The sequence below is a fragment of the Halomonas sp. HP20-15 genome (assembly GCF_033446685.1).
In the GTDB taxonomy this organism is placed as follows: domain Bacteria; phylum Pseudomonadota; class Gammaproteobacteria; order Pseudomonadales; family Halomonadaceae; genus Modicisalibacter.
The window spans coordinates 86,780-101,672 of the sequence record NZ_JAWQLY010000001.1; the positions used below are offsets into that span (position 1 = coordinate 86,780).

A 14,893-nucleotide genomic window follows, 5' to 3' on the forward strand; every position below is an offset into this window, starting at 1 on the left:
ACAAAGTGACGAGGGCTATTTCGTTGGTGCAGAGTTAACAAGCGGTGGCAGGTGGATCAAATTGCCGCTCGTTCCTCGCTTTAATTTGCCCGCTGCGCCGGGTGTTAGGCAGGAGGAGTTTTGGAAAACTTTATAGATTGGAAGTTTATCGTTCCGCTCGCTGTATCGATATTTGCGCTTTGGAACTCTTACCTTGCGCGGAGAGACACCAATCGTAATTCAAGAGAGTACACTGAGCTTCATCAGCGGAAGGAGATGATGGAATACTATCCGATTCTTTCTGCGGAACTTTTGCCGGGTGAAGACAAGGTAAAAATCATCATAAGAAACAAAAGTGACATTTCAGCGCCAGAATGCGAGGTCGATTTCGTACTTCGAATGTGGGCTGGGAATAAATACTCTGCCGAAGAGGCTGGCGAAATAAAGGTAGGCCAAATCCCGCCTGCGTCCTTTAAAGAGTTAGATCCTCCCGAGATAAATCAGTGTGTCTCGGATTTCGCTCCAATTCTGAAGCGGCATGATCCTAATGAAACTGACTTCGTACTCCGCGTTGTCACCAAGTATTCCTCGGCTCACCCGGCTGCCCGTCAACTTGTAGACGTGACAACAGCTTTTTTCGTATATGAAGGCGGGGTGCTTAAGATAAATGAAGATAAAGAGCCAATCTAATAAGTGCCTAACCAGTGACTGTTGTCGGACGTACCTACGCTGCGCTCCGGTACGCCGCAAAGCCAAGCTTTATGCATTGCCAACATGAAAACTCAAGTCCTGAAAACATATAGGTCGGCATATCCTAGTCCCATCGCTTTCGAGGAAGGTGATGTGGTCTGCCTCGGTGATATTGATGACGAATACCCTGGCTGGGTCAGGGTCACGACAGCAGACGGGAACACAGGTTGGGCTCCTTTGAAATATCTTGAGCTCTCGGGACCCAAGGCGGCGATCGCAAACACGGGCTACTCCGCTAAAGAGCGAAACGCAGAGGCAGGAGAGTTGGTAGAAGCGCTGAAACAGCTTGATGGCTGGGCGTGGTGCCTGAACATCAGAGGGCAGTATGGCTGGCTCCCAACAGCGGTGCTAAAACATGCATAACAAACGCACGCAATTCGCCACGCGGCCGGACGCCCTACACTGCGTTCCGGACGCCGTTGATGCGGGCGTTACAAATTGCAGTCATTTGCACGCGAAACTATTTCCTATGCACGGCACGGGCCAAGGCTCAGAGTTCAAACCTATCGCTTCTAGTGTGAACAAATACTTCGACCACTACGAAGGTTACATTTCGTCTCATGACTATAAACGTGAAGACGATGATGTCTTAGCAGAACTTGCCGCGAGAATAAGAGCGTAGGGGAATGCATAACCAAGCCAATCACGACGACAGCTTTTTCGTTGCAGCTTCGCCTTCACTACAAAGCTGCACGAGTCAGTCGCGTGAAGCCTAACGAGGTTGCAGAGACCCGCGGGAAAACTGGTCTGACCCAGATAGAGTTTGCTGAGGTACTGCATGTTTCTCCGCGTACCTTGCAGGAATGGGAGCAAGGTCGGCGTAAACCCTCCGGCCCGGCAAAAGTGCTCATCGAGATCGCTTTCCGCCATCCAGAGGTCATCCGGGAAGACCTCGAGCTCAGGAGTTAACAAGCGGCTGCTGTCGGACGCGCCTGCGCTGGCGCTCCGGCCCGCTGCAAGGCCAGGCGTTAAGCTTGGTTGTTGCGTGGTGCGCAACATGCTAGCATTCTCTCATGATTAAATCCTTCCGTCACAAAGGACTGAAACGGTTCTACTCGACCGGCAGCACGTCTGGCATACAGCTGGATCACGCCAAGAAGCTGCGCATGCAGCTGGCTGCTTTGGATACCGCCACTTCGGTGGAAGACATGGACATCCCTGGTTTTAGGCTTCATCCATTGAGGGGTAGAGACAAAGGGCGGTGGTCGATTCGGGTTAACGGAAATTGGCGCATGACGTTCGAATTTCATGACGGCAACGCCTACATTCTTGATTATGAGGATTATCACTAATGACTATGCATAGTCCGCCGCATCCTGGTGAATTCATTCGGGAAGTATACTTGGAGCCTTTCGGTATCAGTTCCCGTCAGCTTGCGTCCAGTCTGGGGGTCTCACCCTCCACGTTGTCTCGGCTGCTCAAAGGGGATAGTGGTATTAGCCCGGAAATGTCGCTTCGGCTATCCAAGGTTCTCGGGCGTACTCCTGAGAGCTGGTTGGCGATGCAGGACATGTACGACCTTTGGGTGGTCCGCAACACGGTCAACCTGGATGGAATCCATCCCCTGGACTTCGAAGCAGCTTAACCAGTGGCTGTTGCCGTGCGCGCCTGCGCCTGCGCTGGCGCGCACGGACGCCGCAAGCCAAGCGTTAGCGATTGAAAGTATGAATCTAAACCTAAGACCGGCACAGGCCGACGAATTTGACTTCGCGTACCAGGTAAAGAAAGATGCGATGTGCTCTCACATTTCGGCAAGATGGGGATGGGATGACGATCTTCAACGCTCTATTCATCACCAACGATGGTCCGAGAAACCATGGTCGGTAATCATGTGTGGGGATAACCGAATAGGAACGTTATCCCTCACGGATGAAGGAGATACTTTGCGTTTCGGCGAATTCTATATAGCCGCCGCGTTCCGTGGCAAAGGACTAGGAACTGAGGTGCTTCAGCAAGTCATCGCTGGGTGTGACGGGTCAAGGCAAAAGATTCGGTTAGAGTACCTTAAGTGGAACCCGGTAGGCTCACTCTACAAGAGGCATGGCTTCCGTGTGGTGTCCGAAAACGAGATTCACTATTTCATGCTTCGGGAGCCCGGCCGCGCTAACAAGCAACTGCAACCGACCACCTTCGGCGGCGGTTGAGTTGGGCGTTAACAGTATCTGACACGGCGCCTTGACAATACGTACAGTATAACTACAATGTAATGCATGAGCCATCTTACCTTTGACTGGGATCCTCGCAAGGATGCCGCTAATCGCAAGAAGCATGACGTCTCGTTTCACGAGGCCAAAACCGCCTTTACAGACGAGTTCGGCCGACTTATAGCGGATCCAGACCATTCTGATGAGGAGGATCGGTTCATACTTCTCGGTACGAGCATCCATTCTCGTTTGCTGGTGGTGTGCCACTGCGTTAGAGACGGTGAGACCATTCGCATCATTTCTGCGCGGAAAGCGGACAAGCGAGAACGAAAGACTTATGAAGGGTACAGACATGCGTGATCATTACGATTTTTCAGAATCCGTTAAGAACCCATACGCCAAGAAGCTTAAGAAGCAGGTTACGATCCGGCTGGATGAAGATACCGTCGCGTATTTCAAGAATCTGGCTGAGGAAAAAGACCTTCCGTATCAGAGCCTCATCAATCTCTATCTGCGCGACTGCGCACAGTCACATAAAGACCTCAAAATTGAGTGGCAATAAACTGTTAACAAACGGCTGCTGTCGGACAGGCAAAAGCTCCGGCCAAAAAATGGCCTCCACTTCTGCCCGCCGCAGAGCCGAGCGTTAAGAGGCAAGGCTGCATAAGCTTAGTGGTGCGCCTAAACTCAGATCCACCTCAATGTGACGAGACGTAATCAGACTTGGCAAAAGCTGGCGGCAACGCGAAGTTCTCCCGCATCCGCTTCGTTTCGGCGGCGGGCGTCAAGCCGAAAAGCCGTTTGAACTCCCGGTTGAATTGCGAAGCACTCAAGTAGCCGACGGCATGGCAGGCGGCCTCTGCCGTCATGCCCTGACGAACCATCAGCAGTCGCGCTTGATGCAGTCGCGTGGATTTAACGTACTGCATTGGTGAGGTGTGCGTAATGGCTTTGAAGTGATTAAGGAACGTCGGAACGCTCATACCGGCCTCGCTGGCCAGTTGCGACAGATTTAGCGGCTGAGCGTAGGTCGTGTGGATATGACGTAACGCCTTGCCGATTTTCCCGAACTGCCCCTGCATTGCTAGCGCTGCACGCATGGCATTGCCCTGCGCACCGGTGAGCACACGAAAATACAGTTCTCTCACCAGCGCGGGGCCGAGAATCTTCGCCTCAAGCGGCTGACTCATTGTTTCGAGAAAACGTGTCACGGACACCCGCAAAGCAGCATCCATGGGGCTGGACATTAGACTCTGGGCCGCGTTTTCCTGGGCGAGGGCCTGATGGTGGTCGATCTGGGTCATCAGTTCCGCTGCGAGCTGAAAATCCAGATGCATGTAAATGGCTAACAGTGGGTGTTCAGGTGTCGCCTCAGTTTCCATCGTGAAGGGCACCGGCACCGCGACTGCCAAATAGTGCTGCTCATCGTAAAGATAAACCTGATCGCCGAAATAACCCCGCTTTCGTCCCTGGCAAACTATCACGATACCGGGGTCGTATAGAACGGGGGTACGCGACAAGGGGCGATCCGAACGCAGGATGCGTACATCAGGCAGGGCCGTGAGGTTGTATCCTTCTTCCGGCGCCAGCGCCTGAAGCAACGTCACCATGTCCCGCTGTTCAGCCGCCTGCGGAGAGGGAAAAGTCTTTTCCATGCGATACCAACTGGAATTATTAGAATAGGCAATAGTATAAGAATTATGAGCCTAAAATAAGGCAATGCAACAGCGTAATGTGCATCTTCTACTGAGGCACAGGAGCTATATGTAATGTCTAACAGCAAACTCTTATTTATCACCGGGGTTAGCAGCGGCTTTGGCCAGGCGCTGGCTCAGGAAGCACTTGCTAGCGGCCATCACGTGGTCGGCACGGTCCGCAGCGAACGGGCCAGGCAAGCGTTCGAAGAGCTCGATCCCGCGAAGGCAGTGGGCCGTGTGCTTGATGTGACCGACTTCGATGCCATTGATGGTGTCGTAGCCGAAATTGAGGCGAACGTTGGCGCGATCGACATTCTCGTCAACAATGCCGGTTATGGCCACGAAGGTATTATGGAGGAATCCCCGATAGCCGAGATGCGTCGACAGTTCGATGTGAATGTATTCGGCGCGGTCGCCGTGACGAAAGCTGTGTTGCCATACATGCGCACACGTCGGAGTGGCCACATCCTCAACATCACGTCGATGGGAGGTTTTATCACGATGCCGGGCATTGCCTATTACTGTGGCAGTAAATTTGCGCTGGAAGGTATTTCCGAGGTACTTGGCAAAGAAGTTAAACCCTTCAACATTCACGTCACCGCTGTGGCGCCCGGCTCGTTTCGCACCGATTGGGCTGGCCGTTCGATGTCCCGCACGCCACGCTCCATCCCTGACTACGACGCGCAGTTCGATCCAATCCGTAACGCCCGCGAGGAGAAAAGCGGTCAGCAACTGGGTGATCCTCAAAAAGCCGCGCGTGCAATGCTGGCTGCAATAGCCAGCGACACGCCGCCGGAGCATCTGTTGCTGGGAAGTGATGCGCTGGAACTGGTGCGCAAAAAATTGTCGGCGCTTACCGACGAAATCAGAGAATGGGAAACGCTAACACGCTCAACCGATGGCTGAAGGCGCAGCACAATGTGCTCCACCCCGCACATAGACCCGCATGGATCATGATGTTGAACTTGATTCAGGCTTGGTAGTTCACAACCCGATGCGGGTCGTACCGAACGGTGATGGAGGCGAATTCATAGTCACCTTATTGAGGTAACCTGGGATGTCCGAAGATCAATTCGCGGACGATGAGCAAGCAGTTACTAAAGACCTCCAAACGTTAAAAGAGCTACTCGAGGGAGGTTCCTGAATGGAGCATCGATGCTTTACTCAAAGAGCTCCTAACAATGCCAAGCACAGCGACAGTTTTTTTGTTCCGGCTTCGCCCTCACCACAAAGCTGCGCGTGTTGGGGGCGTTAGCGGGGGCAACCACTGAGCAGTCCATAAGTTATAAGAAATAATTCCCTGGATTCATAGAATAACCGCAGCACTTTGGACCACACGGTAGAGGCAGGAGGGCCAGCGCCGGTACCCTTCTCGGCTCACCGACCAAAGTGAAGCAGAGCATGGGATACCGACAGCTGACCCAGAAGCAACGATATCAGATATTCGCCCGTCTTGAGGCCGGGGCAAGCCAGCGCCAGATCGCCAGTGAGCTTGGCATCCACAGCAGCACGATCAGTCGGGAGATTCGTCGCAACGCTGTCTGCCATGGTTATGATCCGGAGCAGGCCCAGCCCCTCAGCGACCGGCGACGCCGGCTTGCCTGGAAGACGACCAAGCGCTTGCCCAGCCTGATCCGTTGGATAACCCGACAGCTGCGGGACGAATGGAGTCCTGAACAGATCAGCGGTTTCATGGCCAACGCCAATGGCACCCGAGTCAGCCATGAATGGATCTATTCGCTGATTCGAGATGACAAGGCCCATGGCGGCAATCTCTGGAAGGCGCTGCGGCTACCTCAACAGCGTCGTTATCATCGGCATCTGGCTAAACGAGCCGGGCTCGGCAAGATCCCTTATCGTGTGGGCATTGAACACCGCCCCGCTGAGGTGGAGAACCGCCTGCATATCGGCCACTGGGAAGGCGATACGATCCTCAAGGGGCACAAAGCTTCCGGGCTGGTGACGCTGGTTGAGCGCCGTAATGGCTACCTGCTGGCCGCCAGGTTGCCGCACATGGCGGCACGGGGAACCGCCAAAGCCATGATTCGGCTGTTAACGCCTCGCCGGGGTGCCGTAAAAAGCATCACCTTGGATAACGGCTCGGAGTTCGCCGAACATCGGCAAGTGGCCCAGGCCATAAGCGCTGATGTCTATTTCTGCGACCCCTACCGTTCCAGCCAGCGGGGAACAAACGAAAATACCAACGGGCTGATTCGGCAGTACTTTCCGAAGGGTACCGACTTCCGGAGGGTGAGCGATGCCGAGCTACGACGCGTGGTAGAGCAGCTCAATAACCGACCCAGGAAGCGCCTGGGTTATCGGACACCGGCCCAGGTATTTCTCGGTGAATATTCAGGTGCAGTGAAAACCGCAGGTGCTGCGCTTATTGGTTGAATCCAAGTTCTAAGGAGGGAAAAGAGTGGCTGACTATCCCACAGGCTATGAACCGCTTTATAACCTAAAAGCGGTTGCACCAGACATTTGGATTGTAGATGGGTCGTGGGTCAGGTTTTATGGGATTCCTTTTCCTACCAGAATGACTATTGTTCGTTTATCCAACGGCGATGTTTGGGTGCATTCACCCATAGCTATCCACGATGAACTCGATAAGGCGATATCCACTATTGGTCCTGTGCGTTACCTGATTGCACCAAACTGGATACACTATTCATGGGTTCCGATTTGGCAGAAGCGTTTTCCTGGTGCTTTGACGTTCGTTAGTCCTGGCGTTGTGGAACGAGCTGTGAGCAGAGGAGTTCAATTGCTTTTTGATGAGCAACTGAGCAACGAATCCGCTGCGTATTGGACAAACGAAATTGATCAAAGAATCGCCGAGTCGGGTTATCATCGAGAGGTGGTTTTCTTTCACCGGGCAACCCGGACACTCATTCTGACCGACCTCATTGAAAATTTTGAAAAACACAAAATGCCTTGGTGGACACGACCTTTGCTCAAGCTTGGCGGTGTTTGTGCCCCAAATGGTGGAATGCCCCGCGATATGGCGGCAAGCTTCAAACGGCGTCGCGAGCATCTATCACAACTGGTTATGGAAATGATTTCCTGGAAGCCCGACAGAATAATTCTTGCTCATGGAAAGTGGTTCGAGAGCAACGGTGTAAGGGAGTTGAAGCGTGCTTTTCGCAAATTTTTGGTCTAGAGCTATTTGGCGTAAGTTTACCTCGGCGCTGTGGATAACAAAGCATTACAGCGGACGAGCCGCTGAATTCTGCGTTAATCACTATCAGCAAGAAAAACTTCACCATGACAATCAAAGCCCTGAGTCTGACCACTGACTCGGGGTTTTTTTATTTCCATGGACACTTACTTCGCGGCCAATGCTATGCCCACTTTCGACCGGTTAGGCCTCTCAATAACCTGAGTGATCCAGGTGCCGGTTTCCGCTAGCTTTTTTAGGTTAATCCCCGTCTTGATACCCAGCCCATCCAGCAGATACACCACATCTTCACTCGCCACATTGCCGGAGGCGCCCTTGGCGTAGGGGCAGCCGCCGAGGCCGGCGACCGAACTGTCGATCACGGCGATGCCTTCTTTCAGCACAGCATAGAGGTTGGCGAGTGCCTGGCCGTAGGTGTCGTGGAAGTGGGCGGCGAGCTTCTCCATGGGGATGTCGCGGCTCACGGCCTCGATCATTCGCTTGGCCTTGAGCGGGGTGCCGGTGCCGATGGTGTCACCGAGCGAGATTTCATAGCAGCCCATCTCATAAAGCGCCTTCGAGACGTCGGCGACCTTGGCCGGGGCGATCTCGCCTTCGTAGGGGCAGCCGAGCACGCAGGAGACGTAGCCGCGCACGCGTACATTGGCGGCCTTGGCGCGTTCCAGCACCGGTTCGAAGCGTTGCAGCGATTCGGCAATCGAGCAGTTGATGTTCTTCTGCGAGAAGCTCTCACTGGCGGCGCCGAACACGGCGACTTCCTCGATGCCGCATTCCAGCGCGGCTTCCAGCCCCTTGAGGTTGGGGGTGAGTGCCGAGTAGATGACGCCCGGGCGACGGGTGAGGCCGGTCATCACCTCGCGGTGATCGGCCATTTGCGGCACCCATTTGGGCGAGACGAAGCTTGCTGCCTCGATATGCCGGATGCCCGCCGCGCCGAGGCGGTCGATCAGTTCGAGCTTGGTGGCGGTATCGATCGGCTCGGGCTCGTTCTGCAGGCCGTCGCGGGGGCCGACCTCGACCAGGCGGACGGCTTTGGGGAAGGGCATGGGTACCTCCTGATAGGTCTATCGCGCTGACGACTCGATTTTGGCGCTGAATTCATTGTGCGGGCAACGCGAGGCGTTGTATCGGGAACAAGTTCCCTCCCACGAGACCCGGCATTACTCGGCGCTATTCGTCCGCGGCGAACTCCAGCAATACCTCCCCTTGTCCCACCGTATCGCCAGCGGCGAAATGAAATGCTTCGACCGCGCCATCGGCGGGGGCGGTGAGGGTGTGTTCCATCTTCATCGCTTCCATCACCATTAGCGGCAGGCCTTTCTCGACGCGCTGGCCGGGCTCGACCAGCAACGCGACTACGGTGCCGTGCATCGGCGCGGTGAGGGTGGCGTCGACTTCGTGCTGGCCGTGGTCGACGGCGTCGAGCCGGCGCCAGGCGAGGCGGGTTTCGCCGTGGGCATCGGCGAGTACCAGCGTCTCGCCGTGGCTGTCGCGGTCGCGGCGTGCCAGCAACCGGCGGCGATGGCCGTCGAGGGTCAGCGCGACGCTATCGCCTTCCAGGCGTTGCAAATTTCCGCTAAAGCGCCGGTCGCGTACCGTCAGTTGCCAGTCGTTCTGGCTCGGTTCCCGTTCGGCGAGCACGGTGACGATCGTCTCGCTGTCGGCGGCATCGCGACCATGCGATGGCGCGGCGAGGGCGATGCGCAACCGGGCGGGGGCGTTGAGCCGCCAGCCGTCGCGGCGCTGCCAGGGCGAATCGCTGGCGGCCTCGTTATGCAGGCAATCCAGCGCGACCAGGGCGGCACGCGCGTAGTCGGCTTCGTCGAGCGTTGCCGGAGCGAACAGTGCCTGTTCATGATGTTCGATGAAGCGGGTACTGAGTTTGGCCTCGGCGAACGCGGGGTGATTCGCCAGGCGTTGTAGAAAGGCGCGGTTGGTGACCACGCCGCTGACATCCAGCGCGGCCAGCGCGCGATTGAGCGTGGCCAGCGCCTGGGCGCGGTCGTCGCCGTGGACGATCAGCTTGGCGAGCATCGGGTCGTAGTGCATCGACACCGCATCGCCGGCTTCGACGCCGCTGTCGAGCCGCACGCGCTCGGCGTCCAGCCCTGCACCGGCCAGGTCCAGCCCGAAGCGCGCGAGCGTGCCCGTCGCCGGCAGGAAATCCTGCTCGGGGTCCTCGGCGTAGAGCCGCGCCTCGAAGGCGTGCCCGCTGATGGTGAGCTCGTCTTGGGTCTTGGGCAGCGGCAGGCCGGCGGCCACGCGCAGTTGCCATTCGACCAGGTCCTCGCCGGTGATCATCTCGGTGACCGGGTGCTCGACCTGCAGGCGGGTGTTCATCTCCATGAAGTAGAACCGGCCATCTGCGTCTAATAAAAACTCGACGGTGCCGGCGCCGACGTAGCCGATCTCCTGGGCGGCGCGTACCGCGGCTTCGCCCATCTCGCGGCGCAGTTCCTCGCTCATACCCGGCGCGGGCGCCTCTTCCAGCACCTTTTGATGCCGGCGCTGCACGCTGCAGTCGCGCTCGAACAGGTAGACGCCATGGCCGTGGCTATCGCAGAACACCTGAACCTCGACGTGGCGCGGCTGGGTCAGGTATTTCTCGATCAGCATGCGGTCGTCGTTGAAGGCGGCGCGGGATTCCCGCCGGCAGCCGTCCAGCGCGGCCTGGAAATCGGCGCCGCGCTCGACCACGCGCATGCCCTTGCCGCCGCCGCCGGCGCTGGCCTTGAGCAGCACCGGGTAACCGATGCGCTCGGCCTCGGCCTGCAAGTGCTCGTTCGCCTGGTCGCCGCCGTGATAACCCGGCACCAGGGGCACGCCGGCGGTGTCCATGCGCGCCTTGGCGGCGGACTTGTCACCCATCGCAGCGATGGCGCTGGCCGGCGGGCCAACGAAGACGATGCCGGCCGCTTCGCAGGCGGCGACGAAGTCGGCGTTCTCGGAGAGGAACCCGTAGCCCGGGTGGATGGCGTCGGCGCCGGTGCGCCGGGCGGCCTCGATCACCGCTTCGACGTTCAGGTAGCTGTCGCGGGCGGCGGCGGGTCCGACGCGTATCGCCTCGTCGGCTTCGCGCACATGCCGCGCCAGGGCGTCGGCATCGGAGTAGACCGCCACGCTGGCAATGCCCAGGCGGCGCGCGGTGCGGATCACCCGGCAGGCGATCTCGCCGCGGTTGGCGATCAGCAGCTTGTTCAGCGCTCGCGGCGCGTTGGCCAGGCTCATGAGCGCGGCTCCTTTCTATGACTAGCATCGGTGGAGTCGTGACTGGCGTCGTGACTGTCATCTGAAGAGTCGTCGCCGCGCTGCCAGGCGGGGGCGCGCTTGTCGAAGAAGGCGCTCAGGCCCTCCTGGCCCTCGTCGCTGACGCGCAGCTCGCTGATGGTGCGGCAGCAGCGCTCGCGGGTGGCGTCCGAGTCCGGCTCGCGGGCGACCTCGGCGAGCAGGGCCTTGGTGGCGCGCTGGCCCTGCGGCGAGGCAACGAGCAGGGTGTCGATGTAGACCGCCACGCGCTCGTCGAGCTCGTCGCTGCCGGCCACTTCATGCACCAGGCCGAGCACCTGGGCGGTGGTCACGTCCATCACCTCGGCGGTCAGCGCGAAGCGGCGCATCTGGCGTTCGCCGATGGCGCGCTGCACATAGGGGCTGATCACCGCCGGCGACAGGCCGATCTTGACCTCGGAGAGGCAAAAGCGTGCCGCCTCGGAAGCGATCACCAGGTCGCAGCAGGCGGCGAGCCCCACGGCACCGCCGTAGGCCGCGCCCTGCACCCGGCAGAGCGTGGGGCAGGGCAGGGTATCGAGGCGGTGCATCAGCCGCGACAACTGGCGCGAATCCTTGAGATTGGCATCGACGCCGTAGTCGACCATGCGCTTCATCCAGTTGAGATCGGCGCCGGCGGAGAAGTGTTTGCCCTGCGAACCCAGCACCACCACGCGCACCTCGCCACGCTCGGCGGCGCCATGCAGGCGATCGAGATGGGCGTTGAGTTCATCGATCAGCGCATCGTCGAAGGCGTTGTGAACGTCGGGCTTGTCGAGTGTCAGCCAGGCGACGCCGCGGGAGTCAATTTCCAACCGGGTGAAAGTATCTTGTATGGCTGCCATGACGGCCTCTCATCTTCATGTTGGCTTCGAGCTTCGAGCTTCGAGCTTCGAGCTGCTCGGAGCCCGTGGCCCGCAGCTCGCTGCCTCGCTTGCGGTCTTACATCCGGAATACGCCGAATTTGGTTTCTTCGATTTCGGCATTCATCGCCGCGCTCAACGCCAGGCCCAGCACGTCGCGGGTCTGCAGCGGGTCGATCACGCCGTCGTCCCACAGCCGCGCACTGGCGTAATAGGGGTGGCCCTGGTGCTCGTACTGGTCGCGAATCGGCGTCTTGAAGGCGGTCTCGTCGTCCTCGCTCCACTCGCTGCCGGCGCGCTCGTGCTGCTCGCGCTTGACCTGAGCCAGCACGTTGGCGGCCTGGTCGCCGCCCATCACCGAGATGCGCGCATTGGGCCACATGAACAATAGATTGGGCTCGTAGGCGCGCCCGCACATGCCGTAGTTGCCGGCGCCGAAGCTGCCGCCGATCAGCACCGTGAACTTGGGTACCTTGGCGCAGGCCACCGCGGTGACCAGCTTGGCGCCGTGCTTGGCGATGCCTTGCTGCTCGTACTTCGAGCCGACCATGAAGCCGGTGATGTTCTGCAAAAACACCAGCGGGATCTTGCGCTGGGCGCACAGCTCGATGAAGTGCGCGCCTTTCTGCGCCGATTCCGAGAACAGCACGCCGTTGTTGGCGACGATGCCCACCGGGTGGCCGTGCAGGTGGGCGAAGCCGGTGACCAGGGTGTCGCCGTAGTAGCGCTTGAATTCGTCGAAGTCTGAATCGTCGACCAGCCGCGCGATCACTTCGCGCACGTCATAGGGCTTCTTGAGGTCAGTACCGACGATGCCGTAGATCTCTGCGGGGTCGAGGCGCGGCGGCTTGGGCTCCTTCATTGTCAGTTCGCCGCGCTTCTGCCAATTGAGGCGTGACACCGCGCGGCGCGCCAGTTGCAGGGCGTGGGCGTCGTTGTCGGCGTAGTGATCGGCGACGCCGCTGATCTTGGCGTGCACGTCGGCGCCGCCCAGGTCCTCGGCGCTGATCGTCTCGCCGGTGGCGGCCTTCACCAACGGCGGGCCGCCGAGGAAGATGGTGCCCTGGTTGCGCACGATGATCGATTCGTCGGCCATCGCCGGCACGTAGGCGCCGCCGGCGGTGCACGAGCCCATCACCACGGCGATCTGCGGAATGCCCTCGGCGGAGAGCGTGGCCTGGTTGTAGAAGATGCGCCCGAAGTGGTCGCGGTCGGGGAATACCTCGTCCTGGTGGGGCAGGTGGGCGCCGCCGGAGTCGACCAGATAGATGCACGGCAGACGGTGCTTGCGGGCGATCTCCTGGGCGCGCAGGTGCTTCTTCACGGTCAGCGGAAAATAGGTGCCGCCCTTGACCGTGGCGTCGTTGGCGACGATCACGCACTCGACCCCGGAGACCCGGCCGATGCCCGCGACCACGCCGGCGGCGGGCACCTCGGTGCCGTAGACCTCGTGGGCGGCCAGCGCGCCGATCTCGAGAAACGCCGAGCCCTCGTCGAGCAGATGGTCGATGCGGTCGCGCACGAACAGCTTGCCCCGCGACTCGTGCCGCTCGCGGGCCTTTTCGCCGCCACCCCGGGCGATGGTCGCGGTCAGCTCGCGCAGCTTGTCGACCTCGCCGCGCAATGCCGCGGCGTTGACCTGGAAGGCCTCGCTGCGTGGGTTGATCTGGGTGCTCAATATGGCCATGAAAGATCCTCTGACGAGCTACGAGCTACGAGCTACGAGCTACGAGCTACGAGCTACGAGCTACGAGCGGTTCGTGGCCCGAAGCCCGTGGCGCGGGGCTGGGTTTATGCCGATTCATTGAAAATTTCACGCCCGATCAGCATCCGCCGTATCTCGCTGGTGCCGGCGCCGATCTCGTAGAGCTTGGCGTCGCGCAGCAACCGCCCGGTGGGGTACTCGTTGATGTAGCCGTTGCCGCCGAGCAGCTGGATGGCATCCAGGGCCACCTGGGTCGCCTTCTCGGCGCAGTAGAGGATCACCCCGGCGGCATCCTTGCGCGAGGCTCGGCCGCGGTCGCAGGCGCCGGCCACGGCGTACAGGTAGGCGCGGCAGGCATTCAGCGTGGTGTACATATCGGCGACCTTGCCCTGCACCAGTTGGAACTCGCCGATGGCCTGGTCGAACTGCTTGCGCTCGTGGATGTAGGGCACCACCACGTCCATCGCCGCCTGCATGATGCCGATCGGCCCGGCGGCGAGCACGGTGCGCTCGAAGTCCAGCCCGCTCATCAAGACCTTGGCGCCACGATTCTCCTCGCCGAGGATGTTCTGCGCCGGCACCTCGCAATCCTCGAACACCAGCTCGCAGGTGTTCGAGCCGCGCATGCCCAGCTTGTCGAGCTTCTGCGCGGTGGAAAAACCGGGGAAGTCGCGCTCGATGATGAACGCGGTGATGCCCTTGGAGCCGGCCTCGGGGTCGGTCTTGGCGTAGACCACCAGCACATGGGCGTCGGGCCCGTTGGTGATCCACATCTTGTTGCCGTTGAGCACGTACTTGTCGCCGTGCTTCTCGGCGCGCAGCTTCATCGACACCACGTCGGAGCCGGCGCCGGGCTCGGACATCGCCAGCGCGCCGACCTGCTCGCCGCTGATCAGCCCGGGCAGGTACCTGGCCTTCTGCTCGGCACTGCCGTTGAGCTTGATCTGGTTGACGCACAGGTTGGAATGCGCGCCGTAGGACAGGCCCACCGAGGCGCTGGCCCGCGAGATCTCCTCCATGGCGATGCAGTGGGCGAGGTAGCCCATGCCGCTGCCGCCGTCCTCCTCGGGCACGGTGATGCCGAGCAGGCCCATGTCGCCGAACTTCTTCCACAGGTCGTCGGGGAAGACGTTGTCGTGGTCGATCTGCGCGGCGCGCGGGGCGATCTCGTCGCGGGCGAAGGCGTTGACCTGATCGCGCAGCATGTCGAGGGTTTCATCGAGACCGAAATCCAGCGGCGAGTAGGGGGCGTACATAGTCGACTCCTGTGCATCGGCTGGCCGCATTGGCCGGCTGTCCATTTCGGCCAGCATAGT

The 14,893-nt window shown here is 59.5% G+C and carries 17 protein-coding genes; 11 read left to right on the forward strand and 6 right to left on the reverse strand.

All coding sequences use genetic code 11. The features are described 5' to 3' along the window. The first annotated feature begins 120 nt into the window (after nt 1-120). The 8 genes from R6258_RS00400 to R6258_RS00435 all read left to right on the forward strand — a co-directional run bounded on the left by R6258_RS00400 (nt 121) and on the right by R6258_RS00435 (nt 3,435). Nucleotides 121-669, forward strand: coding sequence for a hypothetical protein (locus R6258_RS00400; protein WP_318446131.1), 549 nt, complete (start codon nt 121-123; stop codon nt 667-669). 84 nt (nt 670-753) lie between these two features. After that, nucleotides 754-1,092: an SH3 domain-containing protein gene (locus tag R6258_RS00405; protein WP_318446133.1), complete on the forward strand. Its 339-nt coding sequence runs from the start codon at nt 754-756 to the stop codon at nt 1,090-1,092. A gap of 267 nt (nt 1,093-1,359) precedes the next feature. Continuing rightward, the gene (locus tag R6258_RS00410) at nt 1,360-1,638 is read left to right on the forward strand and encodes a helix-turn-helix domain-containing protein (RefSeq protein ID WP_412176345.1); all 279 of its coding nucleotides are present in this window, start codon (nt 1,360-1,362) and stop codon (nt 1,636-1,638) included. Nucleotides 1,639-1,742: 104 nt separating this feature from the next. Further along, nucleotides 1,743-2,021: a type II toxin-antitoxin system RelE/ParE family toxin gene (locus R6258_RS00415; protein WP_318446137.1), complete on the forward strand. Its 279-nt coding sequence runs from the start codon at nt 1,743-1,745 to the stop codon at nt 2,019-2,021. Further along, nucleotides 2,021-2,314 carry a HigA family addiction module antitoxin gene (locus R6258_RS00420; RefSeq protein ID WP_318446139.1) on the forward strand — a complete coding sequence of 98 codons (294 nt, stop codon included), beginning with the start codon at nt 2,021-2,023 and terminating at the stop codon, nt 2,312-2,314. Before R6258_RS00415 ends, R6258_RS00420 begins: the two co-directional genes overlap by 1 nt. Next, nucleotides 2,280-2,873 (forward strand): GNAT family N-acetyltransferase, encoded by a 594-nt coding sequence (locus R6258_RS00425; RefSeq protein ID WP_318446141.1) that lies wholly within the window; start codon nt 2,280-2,282, stop codon nt 2,871-2,873. The genes R6258_RS00420 and R6258_RS00425 overlap by 35 nt, the downstream gene beginning before the upstream one ends. Nucleotides 2,874-2,939: 66 nt before the next feature. After that, nucleotides 2,940-3,233, forward strand: a complete 294-nt coding sequence (locus tag R6258_RS00430) for a BrnT family toxin (RefSeq protein WP_318446142.1) — start codon at nt 2,940-2,942, stop codon at nt 3,231-3,233. Further along, nucleotides 3,211-3,435 (forward strand): BrnA antitoxin family protein, encoded by a 225-nt coding sequence (locus R6258_RS00435; protein WP_084649498.1) that lies wholly within the window; start codon nt 3,211-3,213, stop codon nt 3,433-3,435. Before R6258_RS00430 ends, R6258_RS00435 begins: the two co-directional genes overlap by 23 nt. A gap of 136 nt (nt 3,436-3,571) precedes the next feature. Here the strand turns inward: R6258_RS00435 and R6258_RS00440 are convergent, their stop codons facing one another. Beyond that, a complete protein-coding gene (locus tag R6258_RS00440; RefSeq protein WP_318446146.1) occupies nt 3,572-4,528 on the reverse strand; it encodes an AraC family transcriptional regulator in 957 nt (318 codons plus the stop codon). 114 nt (nt 4,529-4,642) lie between these two features. Here R6258_RS00440 and R6258_RS00445 point away from each other — a divergent pair, with 114 nt between their 5' ends. From R6258_RS00445 to R6258_RS00455, 3 genes are all read left to right on the forward strand, one after another. Then, the gene (locus R6258_RS00445) at nt 4,643-5,476 is read left to right on the forward strand and encodes an oxidoreductase (RefSeq protein ID WP_318446148.1); all 834 of its coding nucleotides are present in this window, start codon (nt 4,643-4,645) and stop codon (nt 5,474-5,476) included. 495 nt (nt 5,477-5,971) lie between these two features. Next, nucleotides 5,972-6,964 (forward strand): IS30 family transposase, encoded by a 993-nt coding sequence (locus R6258_RS00450; RefSeq protein ID WP_318446150.1) that lies wholly within the window; start codon nt 5,972-5,974, stop codon nt 6,962-6,964. A gap of 25 nt (nt 6,965-6,989) precedes the next feature. Next, nucleotides 6,990-7,727 carry a DUF4336 domain-containing protein gene (locus R6258_RS00455; protein ID WP_318446152.1) on the forward strand — a complete coding sequence of 246 codons (738 nt, stop codon included), beginning with the start codon at nt 6,990-6,992 and terminating at the stop codon, nt 7,725-7,727. A gap of 164 nt (nt 7,728-7,891) precedes the next feature. On the opposite strand, the gene R6258_RS00460 is transcribed toward R6258_RS00455, so the two are convergent. The 5 genes from R6258_RS00460 to R6258_RS00480 all read right to left on the reverse strand — a co-directional run bounded on the left by R6258_RS00460 (nt 7,892) and on the right by R6258_RS00480 (nt 14,833). After that, nucleotides 7,892-8,791: a hydroxymethylglutaryl-CoA lyase gene (locus R6258_RS00460; protein WP_318446153.1), complete on the reverse strand. Its 900-nt coding sequence runs from the start codon at nt 8,789-8,791 to the stop codon at nt 7,892-7,894. A 124-nt stretch (nt 8,792-8,915) separates the two neighbouring features. After that, nucleotides 8,916-10,973 (reverse strand): acetyl/propionyl/methylcrotonyl-CoA carboxylase subunit alpha, encoded by a 2,058-nt coding sequence (locus tag R6258_RS00465; RefSeq protein WP_318446154.1) that lies wholly within the window; start codon nt 10,971-10,973, stop codon nt 8,916-8,918. Beyond that, nucleotides 10,970-11,854 carry an enoyl-CoA hydratase-related protein gene (locus R6258_RS00470; protein ID WP_318446155.1) on the reverse strand — a complete coding sequence of 295 codons (885 nt, stop codon included), beginning with the start codon at nt 11,852-11,854 and terminating at the stop codon, nt 10,970-10,972. Before R6258_RS00470 ends, R6258_RS00465 begins: the two co-directional genes overlap by 4 nt. Before the next feature lie 97 nt (nt 11,855-11,951). Continuing rightward, nucleotides 11,952-13,559, reverse strand: coding sequence for a carboxyl transferase domain-containing protein (locus R6258_RS00475; RefSeq protein WP_318446157.1), 1,608 nt, complete (start codon nt 13,557-13,559; stop codon nt 11,952-11,954). A gap of 104 nt (nt 13,560-13,663) precedes the next feature. Beyond that, complete coding sequence (locus R6258_RS00480; protein ID WP_318446159.1) at nt 13,664-14,833, reverse strand: isovaleryl-CoA dehydrogenase; 1,170 nt, start codon at nt 14,831-14,833, stop codon at nt 13,664-13,666. Nucleotides 14,834-14,893: the final 60 nt, after the last annotated feature.

Coding starts and splice junctions, on each gene's coding strand:
- R6258_RS00420 (WP_318446139.1), top strand. CDS start 2,021: ATGACTATGCATAGTCCGCCGCATCCTGGTGAATTCATTCGGGAAGTA.
- R6258_RS00470 (WP_318446155.1), bottom strand. CDS start 11,854: ATGGCAGCCATACAAGATACTTTCACCCGGTTGGAAATTGACTCCCGC.
- R6258_RS00460 (WP_318446153.1), bottom strand. CDS start 8,791: ATGCCCTTCCCCAAAGCCGTCCGCCTGGTCGAGGTCGGCCCCCGCGAC.
- R6258_RS00430 (WP_318446142.1), top strand. CDS start 2,940: ATGAGCCATCTTACCTTTGACTGGGATCCTCGCAAGGATGCCGCTAAT.
- R6258_RS00440 (WP_318446146.1), bottom strand. CDS start 4,528: ATGGAAAAGACTTTTCCCTCTCCGCAGGCGGCTGAACAGCGGGACATG.
- R6258_RS00435 (WP_084649498.1), top strand. CDS start 3,211: ATGAAGGGTACAGACATGCGTGATCATTACGATTTTTCAGAATCCGTT.
- R6258_RS00475 (WP_318446157.1), bottom strand. CDS start 13,559: ATGGCCATATTGAGCACCCAGATCAACCCACGCAGCGAGGCCTTCCAG.
- R6258_RS00405 (WP_318446133.1), top strand. CDS start 754: ATGAAAACTCAAGTCCTGAAAACATATAGGTCGGCATATCCTAGTCCC.
- R6258_RS00445 (WP_318446148.1), top strand. CDS start 4,643: ATGTCTAACAGCAAACTCTTATTTATCACCGGGGTTAGCAGCGGCTTT.
- R6258_RS00450 (WP_318446150.1), top strand. CDS start 5,972: ATGGGATACCGACAGCTGACCCAGAAGCAACGATATCAGATATTCGCC.
- R6258_RS00465 (WP_318446154.1), bottom strand. CDS start 10,973: ATGAGCCTGGCCAACGCGCCGCGAGCGCTGAACAAGCTGCTGATCGCC.
- R6258_RS00415 (WP_318446137.1), top strand. CDS start 1,743: ATGATTAAATCCTTCCGTCACAAAGGACTGAAACGGTTCTACTCGACC.
- R6258_RS00425 (WP_318446141.1), top strand. CDS start 2,280: ATGGAATCCATCCCCTGGACTTCGAAGCAGCTTAACCAGTGGCTGTTG.
- R6258_RS00480 (WP_318446159.1), bottom strand. CDS start 14,833: ATGTACGCCCCCTACTCGCCGCTGGATTTCGGTCTCGATGAAACCCTC.